Here is a 22543-nt window from a genome sequence, read left to right as displayed (position 1 = left end):
ACATGAGCGAGCAGACACCTCCGAATACCCCTGTCACCCCTGTCGGCGCAGCTGCCTCCCAGCCGGCGTCGTCGAAGCGCGAGGGCGTCGTTCCACTGTGGGCGCTGGGCCTGTCGCTGCTGTTGCTGGTCGCGCTCGGCGTGGCGAGCTTCCTGATGCTGCAGCGCATGCGTGCGCTGGAGTCGGAACTGCATCGGCGGGTCGAGGTGGTCGGCGAACAGGCGGCGCAGGCCACCCGCGCGACCGAACAGGAGGCCGCCGGCATCGCGGGCTACGGCACACGGCTGAGCAGCCAGGAAGTGCAGCTGGCCGAACTGCGGGCACGCATCGACGCCTACGAATACCTGGCCGACGATCTGGTGCGCAGTTACGACGAACGCGTGCTGGCCGAAGTCGAGCACGCGCTGGTGCTGGGCCAGCAGCAGCTGCAGCTGGCTGGCGACGCCAAGCTCGCGCTCAGTGCGCTGTCCGGCGCCGAAGCGCGGCTGGCGCGCGTCGATACCGGCCGCTACCTGCCGCTGCGCCGCGCCATGGCCAACGACATGGAACGACTGCGCCGCGCGCCGATGGCCGATCTGTCCGGCCAGGCACTGCGCATCGACACCTTGCTGGCGGTCGTCGACGGGCTGCCGCTCGCCTTCGAGCGCTCGCCGGCCCGGGGTGCGTCTGCGTCGACAGCAGCGCCCGGCGACGACAAGGGGGCTGAGCCGACGCAGGCCGAACGGCTGGCGCGGGCGGTGTGGGAGGAGGTGCGCCAGCTGGTGCGCATCGAACGACTGGACCGCCCCGATCCCGCGCTGCTGTCGCCGGAGCACAGCTTCTTCCTGCGCGAGAACCTGAAACTTCGGCTGATCAATGCGCGCGTTGCGCTGCTGCAGCGTAACGGTGCCGTTTGGCGTGAGGACATCCGGCTGGCGCGCGAGTGGCTGGAGCGCTACTACGACACCCGCGCCCGCCAGACCGAGAACGCGCTGGTCACGCTGCGCCAGCTGGCGGCGGTCGATCCGGGCGAGGCATTGCCGGGGCTGAATGAATCGATGAGTGCGCTGGCCCAGCTGAAGGCGCAGCGTCAGCGCCCGACTGTCACGCGCGAGGAGAAGCGCTGATGGTGCGCCTGCTGCTGTGGCTGCTCGGCCTGTGTGCGCTGGCTGTCGGTCTGGTCATCGCCGCCCGCCACAACGACGGCTTCGTGCTGATCCAGTGGTCCCCCTGGCGCGTCGAGCTGTCGCTGAACCTGTTCATCGTCACGTTGCTGCTCGGTGTCGCGCTGCTGTACAGCCTGTTCCACTTCATCGACGGTCTGATGCGGATGCCGGCGCGCGCCGCGCGCTATCGCGCCCGTCAGCGCCGTCATCGTGCGGTGACCGCGCTGCGCGACGCCGCGCGCCTGTATTTCGAAGGCCGCTACGGCCACGCGCAACGCAGCGCGCGGGTGGCGGTCGAGGGCGGCGAATCGCCCGGGCTGGCGGCGCTCATCGGCGCCCGCGCGGCGCATGCGATGCGCGAGCAGGTGCAGGCCGACGAGTGGCTGCGCCAGGCCGAGCGTTTCGACGATCTGCGCACCGCGCGCCTGATGACCGAAGCCGACATCCTGACCGACCGCCGCGAGTACGGCGACGCGCTGGAACGCATCGACGTGCTGCAATCGGGTGGTCAGCGCCACGTCGCAGCACTGCGGCTGGCGATGCGCGCCCGCCGCGGCCTCGGCGACTGGGGCGGTCTGCTGCGCGTGGTGCGTCTGCTGCAGAAGCACCGGGCACTGACGCCGGAACAGGCGGCACCGGTCCGGCGCCAGGCGCACATGGGGGCGCTGCACGACATCGATCCGGCGGAACTGGATGCCTACTGGAAGAGCCTGCCGTCGGTCGAGCGCGAGGACGCGCAGGTGGTGCGTGCGATGTGCGAGGCGCTGGTCGCCGCCGGCCAGTTCGCGCAGGCGCGCAAGCTGATCGAGGCGCAGATCGAGCGCGGCTGGGAATCGTCGCTGATGACGCTGTACGCGCACTCCGACGGCGCCGACGCGCTGGCGCGCATCGCCCGGGCCGAGGCCTGGCTGCGCGACCATCCGGACGATGCCGAACTGCTGCTCGCGCTCGGCCGCCTGTGCCGCACGCAGCAGCTGTGGGGCAAGGCGCAGAGCTATCTCGAAGCGGCGCTGGCGGTGCAGCCGTCGCGCATCGTCCATGTCGAACTGGCGCTGCTGGCCGAGCACCTGGAGCGACCCGACGATGCACGGGCACATTTCCGCGCGGCGGCGCTGATGAAGTGAACCTCGCCGCTGTGCGTATGTCATGATCCGCGCGTGATCATCGGCGCGGGCGAGACATGAACAATCCCTTCGAAAGTGAAGTCGCGGCGCAGCCGCCTGCCGACCCCTTCGGGCGGTCCGGCGCGCCGCACGCGGAGGCGCTCATCTTCTCCGGCCGCGGTGCCGAGTACTTCGGTATCTGGATCGTCAATCTGCTGCTCAGCATCGTCACACTGGGCATCTACTCGGCCTGGGCCAAGGTCCGGCGGCTGCAGTACTTCCATCGCCATACCACGCTGGGCGGTGCGGCCTTCGACTACCACGGGGATCCGCGCGCCATCCTGAAGGGGCGGGTGATCGGCGTCATCCTGCTGGTCGCCTACCACCTGTCATTCGAGTTCTCGCCCATCCTCGGCATCGCGGTCGCCGTCGTGCTTGCCGCGGTGATGCCCCTGCTGCTGATGCGTTCGCTGAAGTTCCGGGCTCGCAATACCAGCTGGCGTGGCCTGCGTTTCGCCTTCGATGGCGACGAGAGGGGCGCTTACGCGGTCTTCCTGATGTGGCCGCTGCTGTCCGTCGTCACGCTCTACCTGCTGGCGCCGATGTGGCACCAGCGCATGAAGCGCTATCAGCTCGACAACACACGCTTTGGCACCACGCGTTTCCATCTGGATGTACCGGTGTCCGCCTTCTACAAGATCTACGGCGTCCTGTTCCTGCTCTTTCTGACGGGCTTTCTCGTATTGGGCACCGCGATGATCGGTCTCATCGTGCTGAGTGGCGGCGGACCGGAGAGCCTGTCCATGCTGCCGATACTCTTGATGCTTGGCTGGCTGGCCGTGCTCATGCTGGTCCAGCCCTATCTGCTTGCACGCCTGCAGAACGTGGTGTGGAACAACACGCAACTCGGCCCGCATCGCTTCGAGTCGCGTGCCCGTGCCCGCACGCTGTACGCGATCACGCTGACCAACCTGATTGCCATCGTGTGCACCTTCGGTCTGTTCATGCCTTTTGCCGCGATCAGGCTCGCACGCTACCGGATCGAGAGCGTCACGATGATCAGCGCCGGTCCGCTCGACGACTTCGTCGCCGGCCAGTCGCCGGACGTGGCGGCGACCGGGGAGGAGGCGGCCGATCTGTTCGATGTCGACATCGCGCTCTGACATGCCGTCAGCGGTGGCGGCCCTGTATTTCGACGGTGTCAGCGCGCGGGCGCATGCGGCCACCATCGAACTCGACGGTGACGCGCTGCACGTGCATGCCGAAGGCGTCGCACGCCGCGAGCCGCTGTCGACGCTGCGTCTGTCGGAGCCCATGGGGTCGGCGCCGCGGCTGATCACCTTCGCCGACGGTGCGCACGTCGAGGTGCGGGATCACGCCGCGCTGGCGCTGCTGCTCGACGCCAGCGGTCATCGCGACCGTGCGACGGTGCGCTGGGCCTTCGATGCACGCGTCGTGCTCGGTGCCGTCGCAGCGCTGATCCTCATCGTCTGGCTGGGCGCGCGCTACGGCTTGCCTTGGGCTGCCGGCATGGCGGCGCCGCACGTGCCGCAGGCGGTGGTGGCGGGCATGTCACAGCAGGCGCTGGAACTGCTGGACGACCGTCTGCTGGCACCGAGCAAGCTCGACGAGGCGCGCCAGCAGCAGTTGCGCTCGGCGCTCGCCGCGCGCAGCGCGCTGCCGCACACGCTGTTGTTCCGCTCGGGCGGGTCGGTCGGTGCCAACGCGTTCGCGCTGCCGGACGGCTCGCTCATCGTCACCGACCAGTTGGTCGCGCTGGCCGACGATGATGAACAGGTGCTGGCCGTACTGATGCACGAACTCGGGCACGTTGAACGCATGCATGGCATGCGCATGGTGCTGCAGGGGTCGGCCGTCGCGCTGTTCATGACCTGGTACGCCGGTGACGTGAGCAGCCTGCTGGCGATGGCGCCGACCGTGCTGCTGCAGTCGGGCTATTCCCGCAGCATGGAACTTGAAGCCGACGCCTACGCGGCGCATGCGCTGCGCAGTCAGGGCCGCTCGCCGGCGCTGCTGGCCGACATGCTCGAACGCCTCGCCCGTGCGCACGGCGCGCGCGAGGATGGCACGGCTGCGGGCTGGCTTTCAAGCCATCCGGATAGCGCACAACGTATCGAAAGACTGCGCCGTGGAGACTTCGCCGCCGATTGACCTTGGTCAACGTGGGGTTTTCGGCTCTTGAGGATACTGCCGTCACTGAATGCGGTTTAAATCCTCTGGAGCACGTAAAAATGAAGGCGATCAAGTGGGTGGGTGTGGCAGCACTGGCTGCCGTGGCAGGCGTGGCGAACGCAGCGGACGAAGGCAACTGGATGGTGCGCGCACGTGCGCTGTACATGAACCCGGACAATGACAATTCGGGCGGTCTGGGCCTGCCGATCGATGTCGAAGCCGAGAACAAGGTGTTCCCGGAAATCGACATCACCTACTTCTTCACCAAGAACATCGCGGCCGAACTGATCCTGACCTATCCGCAGAAGCATGACGTGGAGCTGGGCGGTGTGGGCATCGGTTCGGTCAAGCACCTGCCGCCGACGCTGACGCTGCAGTACCACTTCAACCCGGAAGGTCAGATTCGCCCGTACGCCGGTCTTGGCCTGAACTACACGCGTTTCTCCAGCGTTGATCTGGACGCCGGCACCGTTCTCGGCGGCAGCGTGCCGCTGCGCATTGACCGCAGCAGCTTCGGCTGGGCAGCACAGGTCGGCGCCGACGTGCAGATCGCGCCGAAGTGGTTCCTGAACTTCGACGTCAAGTACGTCGCGATCGACACCGACATCTTCATCAAGGGCGCTGGCGGCGCCAAGGTGACCAAGCTGGGCATCGACCCGATGCTGTATTCGGTCGGTATCGGCTATCGCTTCTGAGTTTGAGCGGGTTCGCCGGTCGAGGGCCACAAGCCTGAAGGCCGGCGGGCAAGCCAAAGGTTCTTCCTGCAGTCCCGGTTCGGGCACCCTTGAGGTGCCCGTTTTTTTGACGCTTGCGTCCGTGCGCAGCACTTCACGCAGACGACGCCCGTGCCGCCACCCACGGCCGGCTTTGCACAGCCGAATCGTTCAGCAGGCGCGAAGCAGCGCTTCGCGAAACCCCTGTTATACCCAGTCTCGCGGCGGGAGGAAGTCGGTGTACAGCCTGGCTTCCGACGTGCCGTCGGCGGGGTGCCAGTCGTAGCGCCATTTCACCACCGGCGGCATCGACATCAGGATGGACTCGGTGCGTCCGCCCGACTGCAGGCCGAACAGCGTGCCGCGGTCGAACACCAGGTTGAATTCGACGTAGCGGCCGCGCCGGTAGGCCTGGAAGTCGCGTTCGCGCTCACCGTAGGGCGTGTCGCGACGGCGCTCGACGATGGGCAGGTAGGCGTCGAGGAAGGTGTTGCCGACCGCCTGTGTCAGCGCGTAGGCGTGATCGAAGCTCACTTCGCCGTCGGCACCGAGATCGTCGAAGAACACGCCGCCGATGCCGCGCGCTTCCTTGCGGTGCTTCAGGTAGAAATAATCGTCGCACCACTTCTTGTAGCGCGCCCAGGTGTCGGCGCCGAAGGGCGCCAGCGCGTCGCGGCAGCTACGGTGGAAGTGGGCTGCATCCTCTTCGACGCCGTAATAGGGCGTCAGATCCATGCCGCCGCCGAACCACCACACCGCGTCGCCGCTCTTCGGCTGCGCGGTGAAGAAGCGCACGTTCAGGTGCACGGTCGGCACGTAGGGGTTGCGCGGATGCAGCACCAGTGACACGCCCATCGCCTCGAACGACGCCCCGGCGAGATCCGGGCGGTTGGCCGAGGCCGACGGCGGCAAGGTGTCGCCGCGCACGTGCGAGAAGTTGCAGCCGCCGCGCTCGAACAGCTTGCCTTCCTCGATCAGCCGCGTGCGGCCGTCGCCCTGCAGCCGTTCTTCCGGGCCGCGCACCCAGCCGTCGGTCAGGAAGGGCGAGCCGTCCGCCGTTTCGAGACCGCCGATGATGCGGTCCTGCAGATCGAGCAGCCAGGCGCGGACCGTTTCCGCCCGCGTGCTCATCGCCGCACCGCCCGGTGGCCGATGTCGCGGCGGAACTGGGCGCCGTCGAACTGGATCTGGTCGCACAGCGCGTAGGCGGCGCGCTGCGCCTGCTTGACGGTGTCGCCGAGCGCGGTCACGCAGAGCACGCGGCCACCGTTGGTCACCACCTTGCCGTCACGCTCGGTGGTGCCGGCGTGGAACACGTGGCCTTCCGCCGTCGCGGCCGGCAGGCCGTTGATCACGTCGCCCTTGCGCGGCGCGTCCGGGTAGCCGGCGGCTGCCATGACGATGCCGAGTGCGACGCGGCGGTCCCAGTCGGTACTGGCTTCGGACAGCTTGTAGTCGAGCGCGGCTTCCATCAGGTCGACCAGATCGGTCTTCAGCCGCATCATGATGGGCTGGGTTTCCGGGTCACCCATGCGACAGTTGAATTCCAGCACCTTGATGTCGCCCTCAGGCGAAATCATCAGGCCGGCGTACAGGAAGCCGGTGAAGGGGAGGCCGTCGAGCGCCATGCCGGTCAGCACCGGCTGGATCACTTCGCGCATCACGCGGGCGTGGATTTCCGGCGTCACCACCGGCGCCGGCGAATAGGCGCCCATGCCGCCGGTGTTGGGGCCGGCGTCGCCATCCAGCAGGCGCTTGTGGTCCTGGCTGGTGGCCAGCGGCAGTGCGCTCATGCCGTCGCACATGACGATGAAGCTGGCTTCCTCGCCCTGCAGGAACTCCTCGATCACGACGCGCGACTTGCCGCCGTCGTCGCCCGGCAGCATGGTGCCGATCGCGGCGTGCGCTTCGGTCAGCGTCATCGCCACGACAACGCCCTTGCCGGCCGCCAGGCCGTCGGCCTTGATCACGATGGGTGCGCCCATCTCGTCGACGTAGGCACGCGCAGCGGCGGCGTCGGTGAAGGTCTGGTAATGCGCGGTCGGGATGTTGTTCTTCACCATGAACTGCTTGGCGAAGTCCTTCGAGCTTTCGAGCTGGGCCGCCTTGCGGGTGGGGCCGAAGATCTTCAGGCCACGCACGCGGAAGCAATCGACCACACCGGCCGCCAGCGGAGCTTCCGGTCCGACCACGGTGAAGGCGATGTTCTCGTTCTCGACGAAGCTGATCAGCTCGGCGAAATCGGTGATCGGCAGGTTTTCGATATTCGGTTCCAGCGCGGTGCCGGCATTGCCCGGCGCCACGTAGACCTTGTGCACGCGCGGGCTCTGCGCGAGCTTCCAGGCGATGGCGTGTTCGCGCCCGCCCGAACCGATGACCAGCAGTTTCATTTCACGTCCTTCTTCAATCGTGCGCGGGTACAGCTCAGTGACGGAAGTGGCGGGTGCCGGTAAACACCATGGCCAGTCCGTGCTCGTCGGCGGCGGCGATCACTTCTTCGTCGCGCATGCTGCCGCCCGGCTGGATGATGGCCTTGGCACCGGCTTCGGCCAGCACGTCCACGCCGTCGCGGAACGGGAAGAAGGCGTCCGACGCCACCACCGAACCGGCAATGGTCAGACCGGCGTTCTCTGCCTTGATTCGCGCAATCCGCGTCGAATCAACGCGGCTCATCTGGCCGGCGCCGACACCGACCGTCGCGCCGTCGCGGCAATAGACGATGGCGTTCGACTTCACGTACATCGCGACGCGCCAGGCGAAGGTGAGGTCGGTCATTTCCTGTGCGGTCGGCGCGCGCTTGGTCACCACCTTGAGGCGACCTTCCAGCGATTCCGGTTCGTCCGCGGTCTGGATCAGCAGGCCGGAGCCGACGCGTTTCACGTCATGCAGGTTGCGGCCACGCGACCAGGCGGTCGCACCCTTGGGGTCGACGCCGTCGAGCGGAATCTGCAGCACGCGCACATTGGCCTTGGCGGCCAGCAGCTTCAGCGCGTCGGCGGTGAAGGCGGGCGCCATCAGCACTTCGACGAACTGGCCGCTGACCGCTTCGGCGGTGGCCGCGTCGACCGGCGTGTTGAAGGCGATGATGCCGCCGAAGGCCGAGGTCGGGTCGGTGGCGAAGGCCTTGCGGTAGGCCTCCAGCGGGGTCGCACCGAGCGCCACGCCACAGGGGTTGGCGTGCTTGACGATGACGCAGGCGCCGCTGTCGAAGCTCTTGACGCATTCCCACGCGGCGTCGCCGTCGGCGATGTTGTTGTACGACAGCTCCTTGCCCTGCAGCTGCTTCGCGCTCACCAGCGAACCCGGTGCCGGGTAGAGGTCGCGGTAGAAGGCGGCGCGCTGATGCGGATTCTCGCCGTAGCGCAGATCCTGGATCTTGACGAAACGGCCGTTGGACTGCGCCGGGAACTCGCTGCGCGAGCCGTCGACGTTCAGCGCCGACAGGTAGTCGCTGATCGCGCCGTCGTAGTTCGAAATGCGGTTGAACGCGGCGACCGACAGCGCGAAGCGGGTGGCGTCGGACAGCGCGCCATTCGCGCGCAGTTCGTCCAGCACGCCGGCGTACTGCGACGCATCGGTTAGCACGCCGACACCGCGCCAGTTCTTGGCGGCCGAACGCACCATGGCCGGGCCGCCGATGTCGATGTTCTCGATCGCGTCTTCCAGCGTGCAGCCGGCCTTGGCCACCGTCGCCTCGAACGGATACAGGTTCACCACCAGCAGATCGATGGTCGGAATGTCGTGTTCCGCCAGCGCCTGCATGTGCGCCTCGACCTCGCGCCGGGCGAGCAGGCCGCCGTGGATGCGCGGGTGCAGCGTCTTGACGCGGCCATCCAGCATTTCCGGGAAGCCGGTGTGGTCGGCCACCTCGGTCACCTTCAGGCCAGCGTTGGCCAGAAGCGAGGCGGTGCCGCCGGTGGACAGCAGTTCGATGCCAAGCCCGGTCAGGGCGGTGGCGAATTCAACGATGCCGGTTTTGTCGGATACGCTGATCAATGCACGCTGTACTTTCATGCGCCGTTCCAGTGGGAGGTTGAGGAATTCGGTGGGCGGTGCCGGGGCGCCGCTCAGATCATGCCGTGGTCGGTGAGCTTGCGCCGCAGCGTGTTGCGGTTCATGCCGAGCATGTCGGCGGCGCGTGTCTGGTTGCCTTCGGCTTCGCGCATCACCACCTCGAGCATGGGGCGCTCCATCTGGCGCAGGACCATGTCATAGATGTCGCTCGGCGCCTCGCCGTCCAGATCGCGGAAATAACGTTCCAGCGAGTGCCTCACGCACTCGGCAATATCACTGCGTCCGCTCATGGCGGCGTCTCCCTGATGGTCCGTCCGATGCTGTGCCGTGGCCCGGCGCTCAGGCGGCCAGTTCCTGCGTGTCGTCTTCGGTGGAGTCCGGCTCGTAGGCGAGCCTGTCGTTGTCGGCCGCCATGCGACCAAAGAATTCGTCGATGGCCGCCAGCTGCGCGGTCGTGCCCTCGAGCTGGTTCATCGCGTGGCGGAAGGCGGCGGAGCCGACCAGACCCTTGGTGTACCAGGATATGTGCTTGCGTGCGATGCGCACGCCACTGTCGGTGCCGTAGAAGCCGTACAGGTCTTCGATGTGTTCGCGGCACACGCGGTGGATTTCCGCCACTTCGGGCGGCGCCAGCAGTTCGCCGGTGGCGAGGAAGTGTTCGATCTCGCGGAAGATCCACGGCCGGCCCTGGGCGGCGCGGCCAACCATGATGCCGTCGGCGCCGCTGATCGCCAGAACCTCACGCGCTTTCTGCGGCGTCGTGATGTCGCCGTTGGCGATCACCGGAATGTTCACTGCGGCCTTCACCGCGCGGATGGTGTCGTACTCGGCGTGGCCGGTGTATTGGTCGGCGCGCGTGCGGCCATGGATGGCCAGCGCGCGGATGCCGCACTGCTCAGCCACGCGCGCCAGCATCGGTGCGTTCTTGTTGTCGCGGTTCCAGCCGGTGCGCATCTTCAGCGTGACCGGGGTGTCCGGCACCGCCTTGACCACCGCCTCCAGGATGCGCTCGACCAGCGGCTCGTCCTGCATCAGCGCCGAACCGGCCATCACGTTGCAGATCTTCTTCGCCGGACAGCCCATATTGATGTCGATGATCTGCGCACCGCGGTCCACGTTGTGGCGGGCGGCGTCGGCCATCATCTTCGGGTCGGCGCCGGCGATCTGCACCGAGATCGGTGCCACCTCGCCGTCGTGGTTCGCGCGGCGCTGCGTCTTCGCGCTGCCGTAGAGCAGGGAATTGGACGTGACCATTTCCGACACGGCCAGTCCGGCGCCCAGCTTCTTGCACAGTTGGCGGAAGGGTCTATCGGTCACGCCGGCCATGGGCGCGACGAAAAGGTTGTTCCGCAGGTTGAAGCCGACGAACTGCATGGTGGGTGGGGACGGTATACGGACGGGCAGGGGCGCGATTCTACCCCGATGCGGCGGCGCAGAGAAAATCTGCAGCGAAGCCCGCCGGTGGTCGGGCGTATCCGGGGATGTCAGTCGAGCCCGGCGGTCGCGAAGGCGTGGTCAAGATCGGCAGCCAGATCGGCGCGCGCAGCCAGCAGCGCCTCGACGTCGCGCGCCAGCGTATCGGTGGCGACCGCTTCCGGCGGCAGTGGGCGCCCGAAATCTTCCGTGCCGCCCGTGCCCAGCATGCGCTCCAGCATGCGGTGTCCGAGCACCGCCTTGAAATGCCCGCCTTCCCAGTACCAGCGCGTGACGCTGCGCCGGTCGCCCGGCGGCGGCACCGCTTCGGCCGTTTCGGGCGTGACGGCGACGAAATCCCACAGCCTGACGTTCGCACCCTGCGCAGCGGCGGCATAGACCGTGTCGGCCAGCGCCTGCTTCCATGCGGCGACTTCGTCCATCAGGCCTGCCCGGCGCAGCGTGCCCAGGATGTGCGCGTGGTAGGGGTAGGTAAAGCACTCGACACGCATGTCGTGCTGGTCGGCCAGTTCGAGCAGGCGGCGCAGTGCGATGAAGTCGGCGGTCGCATCGAGCCGCGACGGCCAGCGGTGAGCACCGATGCGACGGGCGTTCTCGGCGGCGCGCTGACGGAACAGCGGCGCGTAGCCCTCGCGCGCCGCCATGCCGTCGTAGTCGCGCAGCGGGTTGAAGCCGTCGTCGCGCAGCGTGGCCGCGTACGGGTCGCGCTGCGCGCGCAGCGTGAGCAGGCTGTCGCCGAGCGCGGACAAGGTGATCACGCTCTGCAATCGCGTCGCGCGCTGCTGCGCCTGCAGGTCATCGCGCGGCCGCCAGTGGGTGCGGCGCAGCGGTTCGGCGTTCAGCAGGTCGAACAGTTCCAGCCCGACCAGCAGCAGACGCGGGCGGTGACCGGCTTCCAGCAGCGCTTCGAGCTGGTGCACCTGTGCCGTCAGCGCGGCGCCCGGCTCGGCCAGATTGAACGGGCGCTGCGCCAGCGTGGTGAGAGTGTCGTGTGCCGGGTCGAGGCCGATGTCGGCGCGCGAGTTGCCGAGGATGAGCGCGTCCGGCTGGTGGCGCAGCGCGCGTGCCAGTTTCAGTTCGCCGATCGCCCGCTCGGGACGGATCTTGACCGCGTTCACACCGTCGATGCGCACCAGCCCGTGCAGTCCCCACGGGTCGATGAAGGCGTTGAACAGGGCGACTGCGGCCAGCGACAGCGTCAGCGTGACCATCCACAGGCGGGCGAAGTGGCGGCGCGGCGTCATGGTCAGAACTGGAAGTAGAGGAATTCGGACGGCCGCGACAGCGCCAGCACACACAGCGTGCTGCCCAGGCCCAGTCCGATCGCCCAGCGCGGGCGCAGCGAGAAGTGCAGACCGCCGCGCAGCGGCCGCACGCGCTCGATCGCCGGCCTGAGGCGTGCGTGGATCTGTTGCGTGTTCGGGCAGGCGAAGGCGACGAAGGCCGCCACCGTCACCCAGATCCAGGTGGTGACGAACTGCTCCCCGCCGCCGCCGTAGAAGTCGACGCCCAGGCGTTGCAGCAGCGGCGCCAGCGGGCCGAGGCGCTGGCCGATCGCTTCCGGCAGGCCGACGCCGTGTGCCCCCGCCATGCCGGCCAGCAGATCGAACGCGACCGGCAGGCTGGTGGCACGGAAGAACACCCAGGCGACGACCACGGCGACGAAGGTGAGCAGCACGGCGAGCGGCCGCGGCAGCCGGAACATCGACGACCAGGCGTGCTGGATGCACAGATAGGCGCCGTGCAGGCCGCCCCACAGCAGGAAGTTCCAGCCGGCGCCGTGCCACAGGCCGCCGAGCAGCATGGTCACCATCAGGTTGCCGTAGCGGCGCAGCGGTCCGTGCTTGTTGCCGCCGAGCGGGATGTAGAGGTAGTCGCGCAGGAAGCGCGACAGGGTCATGTGCCAGCGCCGCCAGAAGTCGGAAATGGTGGCTGCCTTGTAGGGCGAATCGAAGTTCAGCGGCAGCTTGACGCCGAACAGCCGCGACAGCCCGATGGCCATGTCCGAATAGCCGGAGAAATCGAAGTAGAGCTGGAAGGTATACGCCAGCACGCCGCCCCAGGCCACCAGCAGGCCGGGTTGGCTGCCGCGGTCGAATACCGCGCCGGCGAGCGGCGCCAGGTTGTCGGCCAGCAGTACCTTCTTCGCCAGGCCGAACACGAAGATGCTGCCGCCGATCAGGAAGTTGTTCAGATGCGGGCGGAAATTCCGGGCCTTTTCGAACTGCGGCATCATTTCGCCGTGATGCAGCACCGGCCCGGCGATCAGGTGCGGAAAATAGGTGACGAACAGCGTGTAGCTGACCAGCCGCGTCTCATGCACCTTGCCGGCCCAGGCGTCGACGAGGAAGGCGATCTGCGTGAAGGTGAAGAAGGAAATGCCCAGCGGCAGCACGATGTCGGGCACCGGCAGGCCCAGGTCGGCCATCCGATTGGCGGTGTCGATGAACAGCGCGCTGTACTTGTAGCCGATCAGCAGTGCGAGGTCGGCCGTCACGCCCAGTGCCAGCAGGCGGCCCGCGGCCGGCGTGCCGGCGCGTGTTGAGATGGCGCGCCCGGTCAGGTAGTTGAACAGGATGGAGCCGATCAGCAGCGGCAGGTAGCGCGCGTCCCACCAGCCGTAGAAGAACAGCGACGCCAGCGCCAGCCAGCCTGCCGCCAGCGTGATCGAACGCCGTCCGAGCAGGAAATAGCCGACCAGTGCGATGGGCAGGAAGGCGAACAGGAAGGCGTAGGAGTTGAACAGCATGCGCGGCCGTCGGGCGTGGGGTGTGCGCGGATTCTAGGGGCAGGTCGCGGTCGCCGCGAGGAACTGCGACCGCCCCGCGGGCGCTACCAGCCGCGCGCGCCGAACATCATGCGCCGGCCGATGAACTGACGCGCCGGCGGACAGGCGTCGAGCAGGGCGAGCGCGGCACCGCGGGCGTGACCGGCGAGCGGGCCGAGCAGCGGATGGCCGGCTCCGATGCCGAAGATGCGCACCAGCGCGTCGGTGAAACCGCCGGTCGCTGCGCGATCGGTGCGGCGCAGCCGGCCGTAGCGCTCGAGCACTTCGGCCATGTCGCCCTCACCGCGCGCCAGCACCGGCAGCAGGCACTCGGCCAGCTGGCCGACGTCGCGCAGCGCGAGGTTCAGCCCCTGGCCGGCCACCGGATGCAGCGTCTGGGCGGCGTTGCCCAGCCACACCTGATGTCCGCGTACGACGTCGGCGCGCATGCGCAGCGTCAGCGGCCAGGCGCTGCGCGGGCCCAGTGCGGAAAACTGCACGCGGCCGCCCAGCGCGTCGGACAGGCGGGCGAGGAACTGCGCATCCGGCTCGTCGCGCAGTGCGGTGGCTTCGGCCGCCGCACAGGTGAATACGACGGCGTAGTCGCGGCCGCAGGGCAGCAGTGCGACCGGACCGTCCGGCGTGAAGCGTTCGTAGGCGACGTGGCCGTGCGGACGCACCGGCGTCGCCAGCGCGATCACCGCGTGCTGGCCGTAGTCGCGGCTGCGCGCCAGCGCCTCGTCGTCGGCGATGCGGCCTTCGCACCAGATCAGTACACGTGTGGCGAAGGTGCCGGCGGCGGTGTCGACCTGGACAAGGTCTCCGTCCTCGCGTGCGCCGGTGACGGCGAGCTCGTGCCGCACGTCGAGCCCGAGCGCCTGCGCGCGGCTGCGCAAGGCGCGCACCACGGTGCCGGCGCGGGCGACGTGGCCCAGCGCGTCGAGGCCGTAGTCGGTAGCGCGCAGTTCGGTGCGGCCGAAATGACCGCGCTGCGAAATGTGGATGGTGCCGATCGGCGTCGCGTCGGCGTTCGGCCAGGCCTGCAGCGTGCGCAGGATGTCGCGCGAGCCGGCAGACAGCGCGATCACCCGCGTGTCTTCCAGCGCGCGCTCGGCCGGGCCGGCGTCGGCGACGAGCACCTGCAGACCGGCGGCGCGCAAGGCGCAGCCGGCGGCCAGCCCGACCGGGCCGGCGCCGACGATGAAGGCATCGAGCGGCGGTGCGACGACGACCTCGCTCATCCGCGCGCCTCGGCCATCACGGCTTCGATGTCGGCGATGGTCTTGGGCGCGGCGGCGGTGTAGATGTCGCAGCCGTCGGCGGTGACGATGACGTCGTCCTCGATGCGGATGCCGATGTTCCAGAAGGCCTCCGGCACGTCGTCGGCCGGGCGGATGTAGCAGCCGGGCTCGACCGTCAGCACCATGCCCGCTTCGAGCGTGCGCCACTCGTTCGGGCCGCCGCCGCGCGGGCGGTACTCGCCGGCGTCATGCACGTCCATGCCCAGCCAGTGGCCGGTGCGGTGCATGTAGAAACGGCGGTAATCGCCCTTGTCGATCACTTCGTCCAGCGAACCCTTGAGCAGGCCGAGGTCCAGCATGCCCTGCGCCAGCACCTTGACCGCGGCGTCGTGGTAGTCGATGAAGCGCGCGCCCGGCTTCACTTCGGCGAAGGCGGCGGTCTGTGAATCCAGCACCAGCTGGTAGACGTCGCGCTGTGCGGCGTTGAAGCGGCCGCTGACCGGCCAGGTGCGGGTGATGTCCGAGGCGTAGCCGCCCAGTTCGCAGCCGGCGTCGATCAGCAGCAGATCGCCGCCGTGCAGTTCGGCGTCGTTCGACACGTAGTGCAGCACGCAGGCGTTGGCGCCGCCGGCGACGATGGAGCCATAGGCCGGTGCCTCCGAACCGCTGCGGCGGAACTCGTGCAGGATTTCCGCCTCGATCTCGTATTCCATCGCGCCCGGGCGGGTGGCCTGCATCGCGCGCCGGTGGGCGCGGGCGGAAATGTCGGCGGCGCGGCGCATCAGCGCCTGTTCGTGCAGGTCCTTGATCAGCCGCATGTCGTCCAGCGGCTGCCGGATGTCCAGCAGTTCGGACGGCGCCTGACGGCCGGCACGCACCTGCGCGCGCACGGCGTTCAGCGCCGCCATCATGCGCTGGTCCCACGCTGCGTCCTCGCCGATCACGTAGTGCAGGCGCGGCTGGTTGGCCAGCAGTTCGGGCAGCTTCGCGTCCAGTTCGCCATATACGTGGGCGTCGTCGAAGCCGAATTTCTCGCGCGCTGCGTCGGGGCCATGGCGCCAGCCGTCCCAGATTTCCCTTTCCTCGTTCTTTTCGCGGCAGAACAGGATGCTGCGCGGGCTGTCGCCGGCGACCAGCACCAGCACCGCTTCCGGCTCGGCGAAACCGGTCAGGTAATAGAAGTAGCTGTCGTGGCGGTAGCCGTAGTGGGTGTCGCGGTTGCGCGCGCGTTCGGGGGCGGTGGCGATGACGGCCACGCCCGATCCCATGCGTTCGATCAGGCGGGCGCGGCGTTCGGAATAGGGATGCATGTCGGGTTCCGGCTTTCGTTTAGGACGTGAGTTTAGGGCTTCCGGCACCGGAAACGTTCTGTTGCAGGCCGGCCAGGGCAGTTAAGGGCCGGTTAATCTTCAGCCCCGAGCATGCCTCCATCGAAAAGGAGGCAAGCGATGCCGCACACCGCCGCGCTGATTGCACTGACCCCGCTGCAGGCCCGTTCCGGAGGTGCCGCTTCGCTGCGCGCCTGCGTGATCGGGCTGCGTATGCCGGACGAAGAGGGCGAACCCGTTCTGGAAGTGGTCGGCCACGGCCACCCGGCGCGGGCCTCGCTCGAACGTTTCATCGCCGGCTGCTTCTTCCGCAGCTACGGCGCGGTGATCCGGCATTTTGCCGACACCCTGCTCGGCGTGCGCGGTGCCGACGGCCAGTGGCAGGCGGCGCTCGGCTATTCGCTGCCGGTGGCCAGACCGCATGTGTTCGTCGAACAGTATCTCGACCTGCCGCTCGAACAGGCGCTGTCGGCCGTGCTGCGCGAGCCGGTTGCGCGCGCGGCGCTGGCCGAGGTCGGCAATATGGCGGCGACCTCCGCCGGCATGGGGCGGCAGCTGATCGCGCTGGCCACCCGCCATCTCTACGCGCGCGGACTCGATTATGTGGTGTTCACCGCCACCCGCGCACTGGCCAATTCCTTTGTCCGCCTCGGCATTCCCATCTTCCCGGTGGCGCCGGCCGATCCGGCGCGGCTGCACGACGGCGAAGAGGGCTGGGGCAGCTATTACCGCAACAGCCCGACCGTCATGGTCGGCCGCATCGTCAGCGGCCTGCACACCGTGGGCGAGCAGGCGGCATGAGCGGCGAGCAGCTGTCGCCCTCACTCGCTGGCTGCAACGGCGTGCTCGACGCCGCTGCGGTGGCCGCGCGCGTCGACGCACTGGCGCGCGACCTGCGTGCGCACGACGGCGAAGTCGTCGCACTGCTCGCCGACAACGGCCCGGACTGGCTGCTCGCCGACCGCACGGTGCGCATGGCCGGCCGCGTGCTGCTGCCGCTGCCCACCTTCTTCACCGACGCCCAGTGCCGGCACGCGCTCGACGCCGCCGGTGCGCGCCTGCTGCTGACCGACGACGCAGCACGCGCCGCCGTGCTCGGCGCCGGATGTGTCGCGCCGGCCCGCCCCGGCGCGCTGTCGCTCTTCTGCCGCAGTGACGCGCCGGCGGTGACGCTGCCGCCGGGGACAGCCAAGATCACCTTCACCTCGGGTACCACCGGTCAGCCCAAAGGCGTATGCCTGAGCACGGAGCAGTTGTCGGCGGTCAGCCGGTCGGTGGCCGATATCGCGCGTGAGCTCGGCATCCGTCGCCACCTCTGCATGCTGCCGCTGGCCGTGCTGCTGGAGAACGTCGCCGGTGCCGATGCGGCCTGGCTGGCCGGCGCGCAGTGCGTCGTGCCGCCGCTGGCCGAGGTCGGCCTGAGCGGCTCCAGCCGTTTTGACGTGCGTGCGGCGCTGGCAGCGCTCGAACGCTGGCAGCCGGACAGCCTCATCCTCCTGCCGCAGATGCTGACCGCGCTGGTGGCGGCGGTCGATGCCGGCTTGCCGGCGCCGCGCGGGCTCAAGCTGGTGGCGGTTGGTGGCGCGCGCGTGTCGCCCGACCTGATCGCGCGCGCGCGCGCGCTCGGCATTCCGGCCTGCGAGGGCTACGGCCTGTCGGAAGCGGGGTCGGTGGTGGCGCTCAATCTGCCGTCGGATCCGCCGGGCGCCGTCGGGCGCGTATTGCCGCATCTGCGTGTCGCGCTGTCGGCGCGCGGCGAAATCCTGGTCGATGGCCCGCGGTTGCCTGGCTATCTCGGTGCGCCGGCGCTGCCGGACGGACCTCTGCCGACGGGCGACATCGGCCACCTGGACGCGGCCGGGCGGCTGCACGTGACCGGCCGGCTCAAGCACCAGATCATCACCAGCTTCGGCCGCAACGTGTCGCCCGAGTGGCCGGAAGCCGAACTGCTCGCCTCGCCCGCGGTGGCGCAGGTGGTCGTGTTCGGCGAGGCGCGGCCGACGCTTGCCGCGGTCATCGTGCCGCGCGGCGATCTGCCGGCCACGGCCCTCGATGCCGCGGTCGCCGCCGCCAACGCGCGCCTGCCCGACTACGCACGCATCGGCGTTCATCTGCGCGCCGATTCCCCTTTTTCCCCCGCCAACGGTCTGGCGACCGACAACGGCCGCGTGCGCCGTGACGCGGTGTTGACCTGCTACGGCGAACGCATCGCCGAGCTGTACGAATGCGGGGATGCCCGCGGAGAGAACCGACATGTCTTTTCATGAACGCCTGCAACACGAAACCGCCGCCGAACGCGCTCACCTGCTGAGCGCGCCCATCATCCAGGACTCCCTGGCCGGCCGCGTCACGCTGCGCCAGTACCGCGCCTTCCTTGGCGAAGCTTTCCATCACGTGCGTCACACGGTGCCGCTGCTGATGGCCTGCGGCGCCCGACTGCCGACGCGGCACGAGTCGCTGCGTCGCGCCGTGGCCGAGTACATCGACGAGGAAATCGGTCACGAGGAATGGATACTCGACGACATCGTCGCCTGCGGCGGCGACCGCGAAGCTGCGCGCATGTCCGAACCTGCCATCGAGACCGAACTGATGGTGTCCTACGCCTACGACTGCATCGCGCGCAAGAATCCGGTCGGCTTCTTCGGCATGGTGCACGTGCTCGAAGGCACCAGCGTGCAGATCGCGACCACCGCCGCCGAGCGCATCGCGCAGACGCTGCACCTGCCGCCGGCCGCCTTCACCTACCTGAACTCGCACGGCAGCCTGGACCAGGACCACGTGCGCTTCTTCGCCACGCTGATGGATGGCCTCGACGACGAGGACGACCGACAGGCGGTCATTCACGTCGCGCGCGTCATGTTCCGCCTTTACGGCGACATCTTCCGCGCGCTGCCCACCTGCGACGAGGCGTGCGCGGCATGACCAAGGGACTGAGGATCGTGCTGACCGGCGCGGCCGGCGGCATCGGCAGTGCGATGGCGCACGCGCTGGCGCCGCGCGCCGCCGCGCTGCTGCTGGTCGGTCGCGACCCGGTGAAGCTGGCTGCGCTGGCCGACGATCTGGTGCGCCGCACACCCGGCACGCAGGTGCGTAGCGTTGTCGCCGATCTCGGCACGGCCGCCGGACGCGCCGCCGTGGTGATCGCCGCCGAAGCGCTGCCCGGCGGGCCCGACCTGCTCATCAACAATGCCGGTGTCAGCGAGCTGGCCTGGTTCGAGGACCAGTCGGACGCGCAGATCGAGCGCATCGTGCACACCAATGTCGTCGCACCGATGCTGCTGACGCACGCGCTGCTGCCGGCGCTGCACCGGCAGGCGCGGGCACAGGTGGTCAATGTCGGCTCCATTCTTGGCGACATTGGCCACCCGGGCAGCGTTGCCTACTGCGCCAGCAAGTTCGCACTGCGCGGCTTCACCGAAGCACTGCGCCGCGAACTGGCCGGTAGCCGCGTGCAGCTGCGCTATCTGGCGCCGCGCGCCACCCGCACCCCGCTGAACAGCCCGGCCCAGGTGGCACTGAACGCCGAGCTTGGCGTCGCCAGCGACGCTCCGGAACACGTTGCCGCCGAGCTGCTGAAGCTGCTCGACGGTGGGCGTGCCGAGCGCCACTTGGGCTGGCCCGAAAAGCTGTTCGTCCGCATCAACCGTCTGCTGCCTTCGCTGGTTGATTCCAGTCTGGCGAAGCAGCTGTCCGTCATCCGTCGTCACGCACAACAGGGAGTCAAATCGTGAACGCATTCTTTCGCGCCTCGTGCGCGTTGTTCGCAGCAATGGTCATTGCACCGGCCTTCGCCGGTGTGGACGAGTCGGTCGCCAAGCTGCAGACCGAGTGGGAACAGATCAAGTACAGGCAGCCGGCCGACAAGCAGGAACAGGCTTTCGAGGCGCTGAGCAAGGAGGCGGCGGCGGTGCGCGCCGAACATCCGGATCGCGCTGAAGCGGACATCTGGTACGGCATCATCGTCGCCAGCCACGCCGGTGCGAAGGGCGGGCTGGGCGCGCTGTCGCTGGTCAAGGACGCGCGCTCGGCGCTTGAGAAGGCGCTGGCGAAGAACCCGAACGCGCTCGACGGATCGGCCTACACCAGCCTCGGCTCGCTCTATTACCAGGTGCCGGGCTGGCCGATTGGCTTCGGCGACAAGGACAAGGCGCGCGAACTGCTGACCAAGGCGCTGGCCATCAACCCCAAGGGTATCGACAGCAACTACTTCATGGGCGACTTCCTGTACCGCAACGGCGACTACGAGAAGGCACGCGCCTCGCTCGAAGCGGCGCTGCAGGCGCCGGCCCGCCCGAACCGTCCGCTGGCCGACGAAGGGCGGCGCAAGGAGATCGAGGCGCTGCTGGTCAAGGTGCGCGAGAAGCTGAAGTAGGTCGATGTACTGCACGAACGTCCGCCTGGAGCGACAATGACGGCTTTCCGTTACGGCGTGTCCAGACCGATGAAGGTTCTGCTGGTTGAAGACGACGAGTTGCTGGGGGCGGGCATCCGCGACGCGCTCGAACGCGCGCGCTACACGGTCGAGTGGGTGCGTGACGGCGCGCAGGCGCTGGCTGCGCTGCGCGGCGGCGGCGTCGACATGGCGGTGCTCGACCTCGGTCTGCCGCGGCTCGACGGCATGGACGTGCTGCGCCGCGCGCGCGAGGCCGGCGTCACGACGCCGGTGCTGGTGCTCAGTGCGCGTGACACGACGGCGCAGCGCATCGGCGGGCTGGACGCCGGTGCCGACGACTATCTGACCAAGCCCTTCGACCTCGACGAACTGCTGGCCCGGCTGCGGGTGCTCGAGCGGCGCACCCGCGGCACCGTCGTTAACCTGATCCGCTACGGCAGCATCACGCTGGATACGGCGGGGCTGACGGTGAGCATCGACGACCGGCCGGTCGAACTGCAGCGGCGCGAGTTCATGGTGCTGCGCCGCCTGCTGGAGAACATTGGCCACGTGCTGAGCCGGCAGCAGCTGGTGGAGAACATCTACGGCTGGGACAGCGACCTCGAAAGCAATGCGCTGGATGTGCACATCCACAATCTGCGCAAGAAATTCCACCCCGAACTGATACGCACCGTGCGCGGTGTCGGCTACGTGATCGATCCGTTGCCTGCGACGCGGCAGGGCAAGTGATGCGGCCGTTCCGCGGCATGTCGATACGCGCGCTGCTGCTGGCCGGCAGCGCCCTCATCCTGTTGTGCGTGATCGGCACCACCGCGGTGCTGGCGGTGATGGCCGGACAGGACGAGGCGGATGAACTGTTCGATGCGCGTCTGGCCACCTCGGCGCGTGTGCTCGAAAGTCTGCTCGCGCAACAGGTCGAGCACGCCACCATCAATGCCCCGCTGGTGATGTCGCTGCCGGCGCCGCTGGCCGACATGGCGCACGAGCACGACGCCGAACTGGCCGGAAAGCCGGGTTTCGCACTGCTGTGGATACTGCAGGAGTGGCTGTTCGGCCATCACGACGTCGAAACGCCGCTCGGACACGAATACGAGACGCACATCGCCTACCAGGTGTGGAGCGTGGATGTCGACGGCGCCGCTCATCGCCTGCTGGCGCGTTCGTCGTCGGCACCGGAGAAGCCGTTTGCACCGATGAAGCCCGGTTTCAGCGACCACGACCTCGACGACGGCATGTGGCGCGTGTTCGTGCTGCGAGCCGGAGAGGTGTGGGTACAGGTGGGCGAGCGCACCGACGCGCGCGCCGAACTGACGGCCAAGCTGGGCTGGGCCACCGGTGCGCCGCTGCTGGTCGGGCTGGTGGTCGTGCTGCTGCTCAACGCGCTGCTGATCGGCTACGGTCTTGCGCCGCTGTCGGAAATGACCGAGCGCATCGCGGCTCGCCGCCCGCAGGACGATCAGCCACTCATGCTGTCGCGCGTGCCGCGCGAAATGAAGCCGGTGCTGGGGGCACTGAACGCGCTGTTCGAGCGCGTGCGCAACACGCTGGAACGCGAGCGCCGCTTCATCGACTCGGCCGCGCACGAGCTGCGCACACCGCTGGCCGCACTGCGCATCCACGCGCAGAACGCTCGTCGCGCGGAAGACGCGATACAGCGCGACAAGTCGCTCGACAGCCTGCTCGAAGGAGTGGCGCGCACCGTACATCTGGCCGAGCAGATGCTGGCGCACAGCCGCGCCGGCCGCGCCACCCACGACATGGCGGTGTCTCTGCGTGACGTGGTGTCCGACGCGGTGGCGCAGCGGCTGCCGGCCTGCGAATCGAGTGGTCATCTGCTGGCCTTCGAAAGCTGCGGAGACCCGCTGATCATGCGCGCTGACCCTACAGGCCTGTCCAGCATGGCGGGCAATCTGATCGACAACGCGCAGCGTTATGCACCCCCGGGGACGACCATCACGGTGCGCCTGTCGCGCGACGGGGATGTGGCGCGCCTGGCCGTCATCGACGCGGGGCCGGGGATACCGCCTGAACTGCGCGAGCGGGTTTTCGAGCCGTATTTCCGCATTCCCGGATCGGCGGGCAGCGGTACCGGGCTGGGTCTGGCCATCGTGCGCGAGGTGGTCGAGCGCTTGGGCGGCGACATCGAATTGCGCGATGCCGACGGTGGCGGCATGCACATCGATCTGCGTCTGCCGCTGGCCGCCTGATCGGT

At 68.6% G+C, this 22543-nt stretch carries 21 protein-coding genes; 12 read left to right on the top strand and 9 right to left on the bottom strand.

Annotation, left to right across the window (positions count from 1 at the left end):
* Positions 1 to 2 precede the first annotated feature (2 nt).
* From WDZ97_RS14180 to WDZ97_RS14160, 5 genes are all read left to right on the top strand, one after another.
* The gene (locus tag WDZ97_RS14180) at positions 3 to 1106 is read left to right on the top strand and encodes a uroporphyrinogen-III C-methyltransferase (RefSeq protein WP_425763173.1); all 1104 of its coding nucleotides are present in this window, start codon (positions 3 to 5) and stop codon (positions 1104 to 1106) included.
* Positions 1106 to 2269, top strand: a complete 1164-nt coding sequence (locus tag WDZ97_RS14175; protein ID WP_304000432.1) for a heme biosynthesis HemY N-terminal domain-containing protein — start codon at positions 1106 to 1108, stop codon at positions 2267 to 2269. The genes WDZ97_RS14180 and WDZ97_RS14175 overlap by 1 nt, the downstream gene beginning before the upstream one ends.
* A gap of 56 nt (positions 2270 to 2325) precedes the next feature.
* On the top strand, positions 2326 to 3411 hold the full coding sequence (locus tag WDZ97_RS14170; RefSeq protein ID WP_425763172.1) for a YjgN family protein: 1086 nt from the start codon (positions 2326 to 2328) through the stop codon (positions 3409 to 3411).
* Positions 3392 to 4420, top strand: a complete 1029-nt coding sequence (locus WDZ97_RS14165) for a M48 family metallopeptidase (protein ID WP_425763171.1) — start codon at positions 3392 to 3394, stop codon at positions 4418 to 4420. Before WDZ97_RS14170 ends, WDZ97_RS14165 begins: the two co-directional genes overlap by 20 nt.
* 80 nt (positions 4421 to 4500) lie before the next feature.
* Positions 4501 to 5136 (top strand): OmpW/AlkL family protein, encoded by a 636-nt coding sequence (locus WDZ97_RS14160; RefSeq protein ID WP_019916860.1) that lies wholly within the window; start codon positions 4501 to 4503, stop codon positions 5134 to 5136.
* Between the two features lie 225 nt (positions 5137 to 5361).
* On the opposite strand, the gene hemF is transcribed toward WDZ97_RS14160, so the two are convergent.
* The 9 genes from hemF to pepP form a co-directional block, all read right to left on the bottom strand.
* Positions 5362 to 6285 (bottom strand): oxygen-dependent coproporphyrinogen oxidase, encoded by a 924-nt coding sequence (gene hemF / locus WDZ97_RS14155; RefSeq protein ID WP_304000429.1) that lies wholly within the window; start codon positions 6283 to 6285, stop codon positions 5362 to 5364.
* A complete protein-coding gene (gene purD, locus WDZ97_RS14150) occupies positions 6282 to 7544 on the bottom strand; it encodes a phosphoribosylamine--glycine ligase (RefSeq protein WP_304000427.1) in 1263 nt (420 codons plus the stop codon). The genes hemF and purD overlap by 4 nt, the downstream gene beginning before the upstream one ends.
* Before the next feature lie 34 nt (positions 7545 to 7578).
* Positions 7579 to 9168 carry a bifunctional phosphoribosylaminoimidazolecarboxamide formyltransferase/IMP cyclohydrolase gene (purH, locus tag WDZ97_RS14145; protein WP_425763170.1) on the bottom strand — a complete coding sequence of 530 codons (1590 nt, stop codon included), beginning with the start codon at positions 9166 to 9168 and terminating at the stop codon, positions 7579 to 7581.
* Positions 9169 to 9221: 53 nt separating this feature from the next.
* Entirely contained in the window at positions 9222 to 9458 is a 237-nt protein-coding gene (locus WDZ97_RS14140) for a Fis family transcriptional regulator (RefSeq protein ID WP_019916864.1), read from the bottom strand.
* A gap of 49 nt (positions 9459 to 9507) precedes the next feature.
* Entirely contained in the window at positions 9508 to 10542 is a 1035-nt protein-coding gene (gene dusB / locus WDZ97_RS14135; RefSeq protein ID WP_425763169.1) for a tRNA dihydrouridine synthase DusB, read from the bottom strand.
* A gap of 110 nt (positions 10543 to 10652) precedes the next feature.
* Positions 10653 to 11846: a hypothetical protein gene (locus WDZ97_RS14130; RefSeq protein ID WP_425763168.1), complete on the bottom strand. Its 1194-nt coding sequence runs from the start codon at positions 11844 to 11846 to the stop codon at positions 10653 to 10655.
* Positions 11847 to 11848: 2 nt separating this feature from the next.
* Positions 11849 to 13351 (bottom strand): MBOAT family O-acyltransferase, encoded by a 1503-nt coding sequence (locus WDZ97_RS14125; RefSeq protein ID WP_425763167.1) that lies wholly within the window; start codon positions 13349 to 13351, stop codon positions 11849 to 11851.
* 83 nt (positions 13352 to 13434) lie between these two features.
* Positions 13435 to 14610, bottom strand: a complete 1176-nt coding sequence (locus WDZ97_RS14120; protein WP_425763166.1) for an FAD-dependent monooxygenase — start codon at positions 14608 to 14610, stop codon at positions 13435 to 13437.
* The gene (gene pepP / locus WDZ97_RS14115; RefSeq protein WP_425763165.1) at positions 14607 to 15920 is read right to left on the bottom strand and encodes a Xaa-Pro aminopeptidase; all 1314 of its coding nucleotides are present in this window, start codon (positions 15918 to 15920) and stop codon (positions 14607 to 14609) included. Before pepP ends, WDZ97_RS14120 begins: the two co-directional genes overlap by 4 nt.
* A 138-nt stretch (positions 15921 to 16058) precedes the next feature.
* Here pepP and WDZ97_RS14110 point away from each other — a divergent pair, with 138 nt between their 5' ends.
* The 7 genes from WDZ97_RS14110 to WDZ97_RS14080 all read left to right on the top strand — a co-directional run bounded on the left by WDZ97_RS14110 (position 16059) and on the right by WDZ97_RS14080 (position 22538).
* Positions 16059 to 16739, top strand: a complete 681-nt coding sequence (locus WDZ97_RS14110; protein ID WP_304000418.1) for a thermostable hemolysin — start codon at positions 16059 to 16061, stop codon at positions 16737 to 16739.
* The gene (locus tag WDZ97_RS14105) at positions 16736 to 18205 is read left to right on the top strand and encodes an AMP-binding protein (protein ID WP_425763164.1); all 1470 of its coding nucleotides are present in this window, start codon (positions 16736 to 16738) and stop codon (positions 18203 to 18205) included. Before WDZ97_RS14110 ends, WDZ97_RS14105 begins: the two co-directional genes overlap by 4 nt.
* Complete coding sequence (locus tag WDZ97_RS14100) at positions 18192 to 18860, top strand: TenA family transcriptional regulator (protein ID WP_425763163.1); 669 nt, start codon at positions 18192 to 18194, stop codon at positions 18858 to 18860. Before WDZ97_RS14105 ends, WDZ97_RS14100 begins: the two co-directional genes overlap by 14 nt.
* Complete coding sequence (locus tag WDZ97_RS14095) at positions 18857 to 19669, top strand: SDR family oxidoreductase (protein WP_425763162.1); 813 nt, start codon at positions 18857 to 18859, stop codon at positions 19667 to 19669. The genes WDZ97_RS14100 and WDZ97_RS14095 overlap by 4 nt, the downstream gene beginning before the upstream one ends.
* On the top strand, positions 19666 to 20310 hold the full coding sequence (locus tag WDZ97_RS14090) for a tetratricopeptide repeat protein (RefSeq protein ID WP_425763161.1): 645 nt from the start codon (positions 19666 to 19668) through the stop codon (positions 20308 to 20310). The genes WDZ97_RS14095 and WDZ97_RS14090 overlap by 4 nt, the downstream gene beginning before the upstream one ends.
* A gap of 69 nt (positions 20311 to 20379) precedes the next feature.
* Positions 20380 to 21060 (top strand): response regulator, encoded by a 681-nt coding sequence (locus WDZ97_RS14085; protein ID WP_019916878.1) that lies wholly within the window; start codon positions 20380 to 20382, stop codon positions 21058 to 21060.
* The gene (locus WDZ97_RS14080; RefSeq protein WP_425763160.1) at positions 21060 to 22538 is read left to right on the top strand and encodes a sensor histidine kinase; all 1479 of its coding nucleotides are present in this window, start codon (positions 21060 to 21062) and stop codon (positions 22536 to 22538) included. Before WDZ97_RS14085 ends, WDZ97_RS14080 begins: the two co-directional genes overlap by 1 nt.
* The last annotated feature ends 5 nt before the right edge of the window (positions 22539 to 22543 follow it).

The sequence above is a fragment of the Methyloversatilis sp. MC4-4 genome (assembly GCF_049843555.1).
GTDB classification, from domain to species: Bacteria; Pseudomonadota; Gammaproteobacteria; order Burkholderiales; family Rhodocyclaceae; genus Methyloversatilis; species Methyloversatilis discipulorum_B.
Note: the sequence above shows the minus strand (reverse complement) of the source record. Positions and strands in the feature narration are given on the sequence as shown.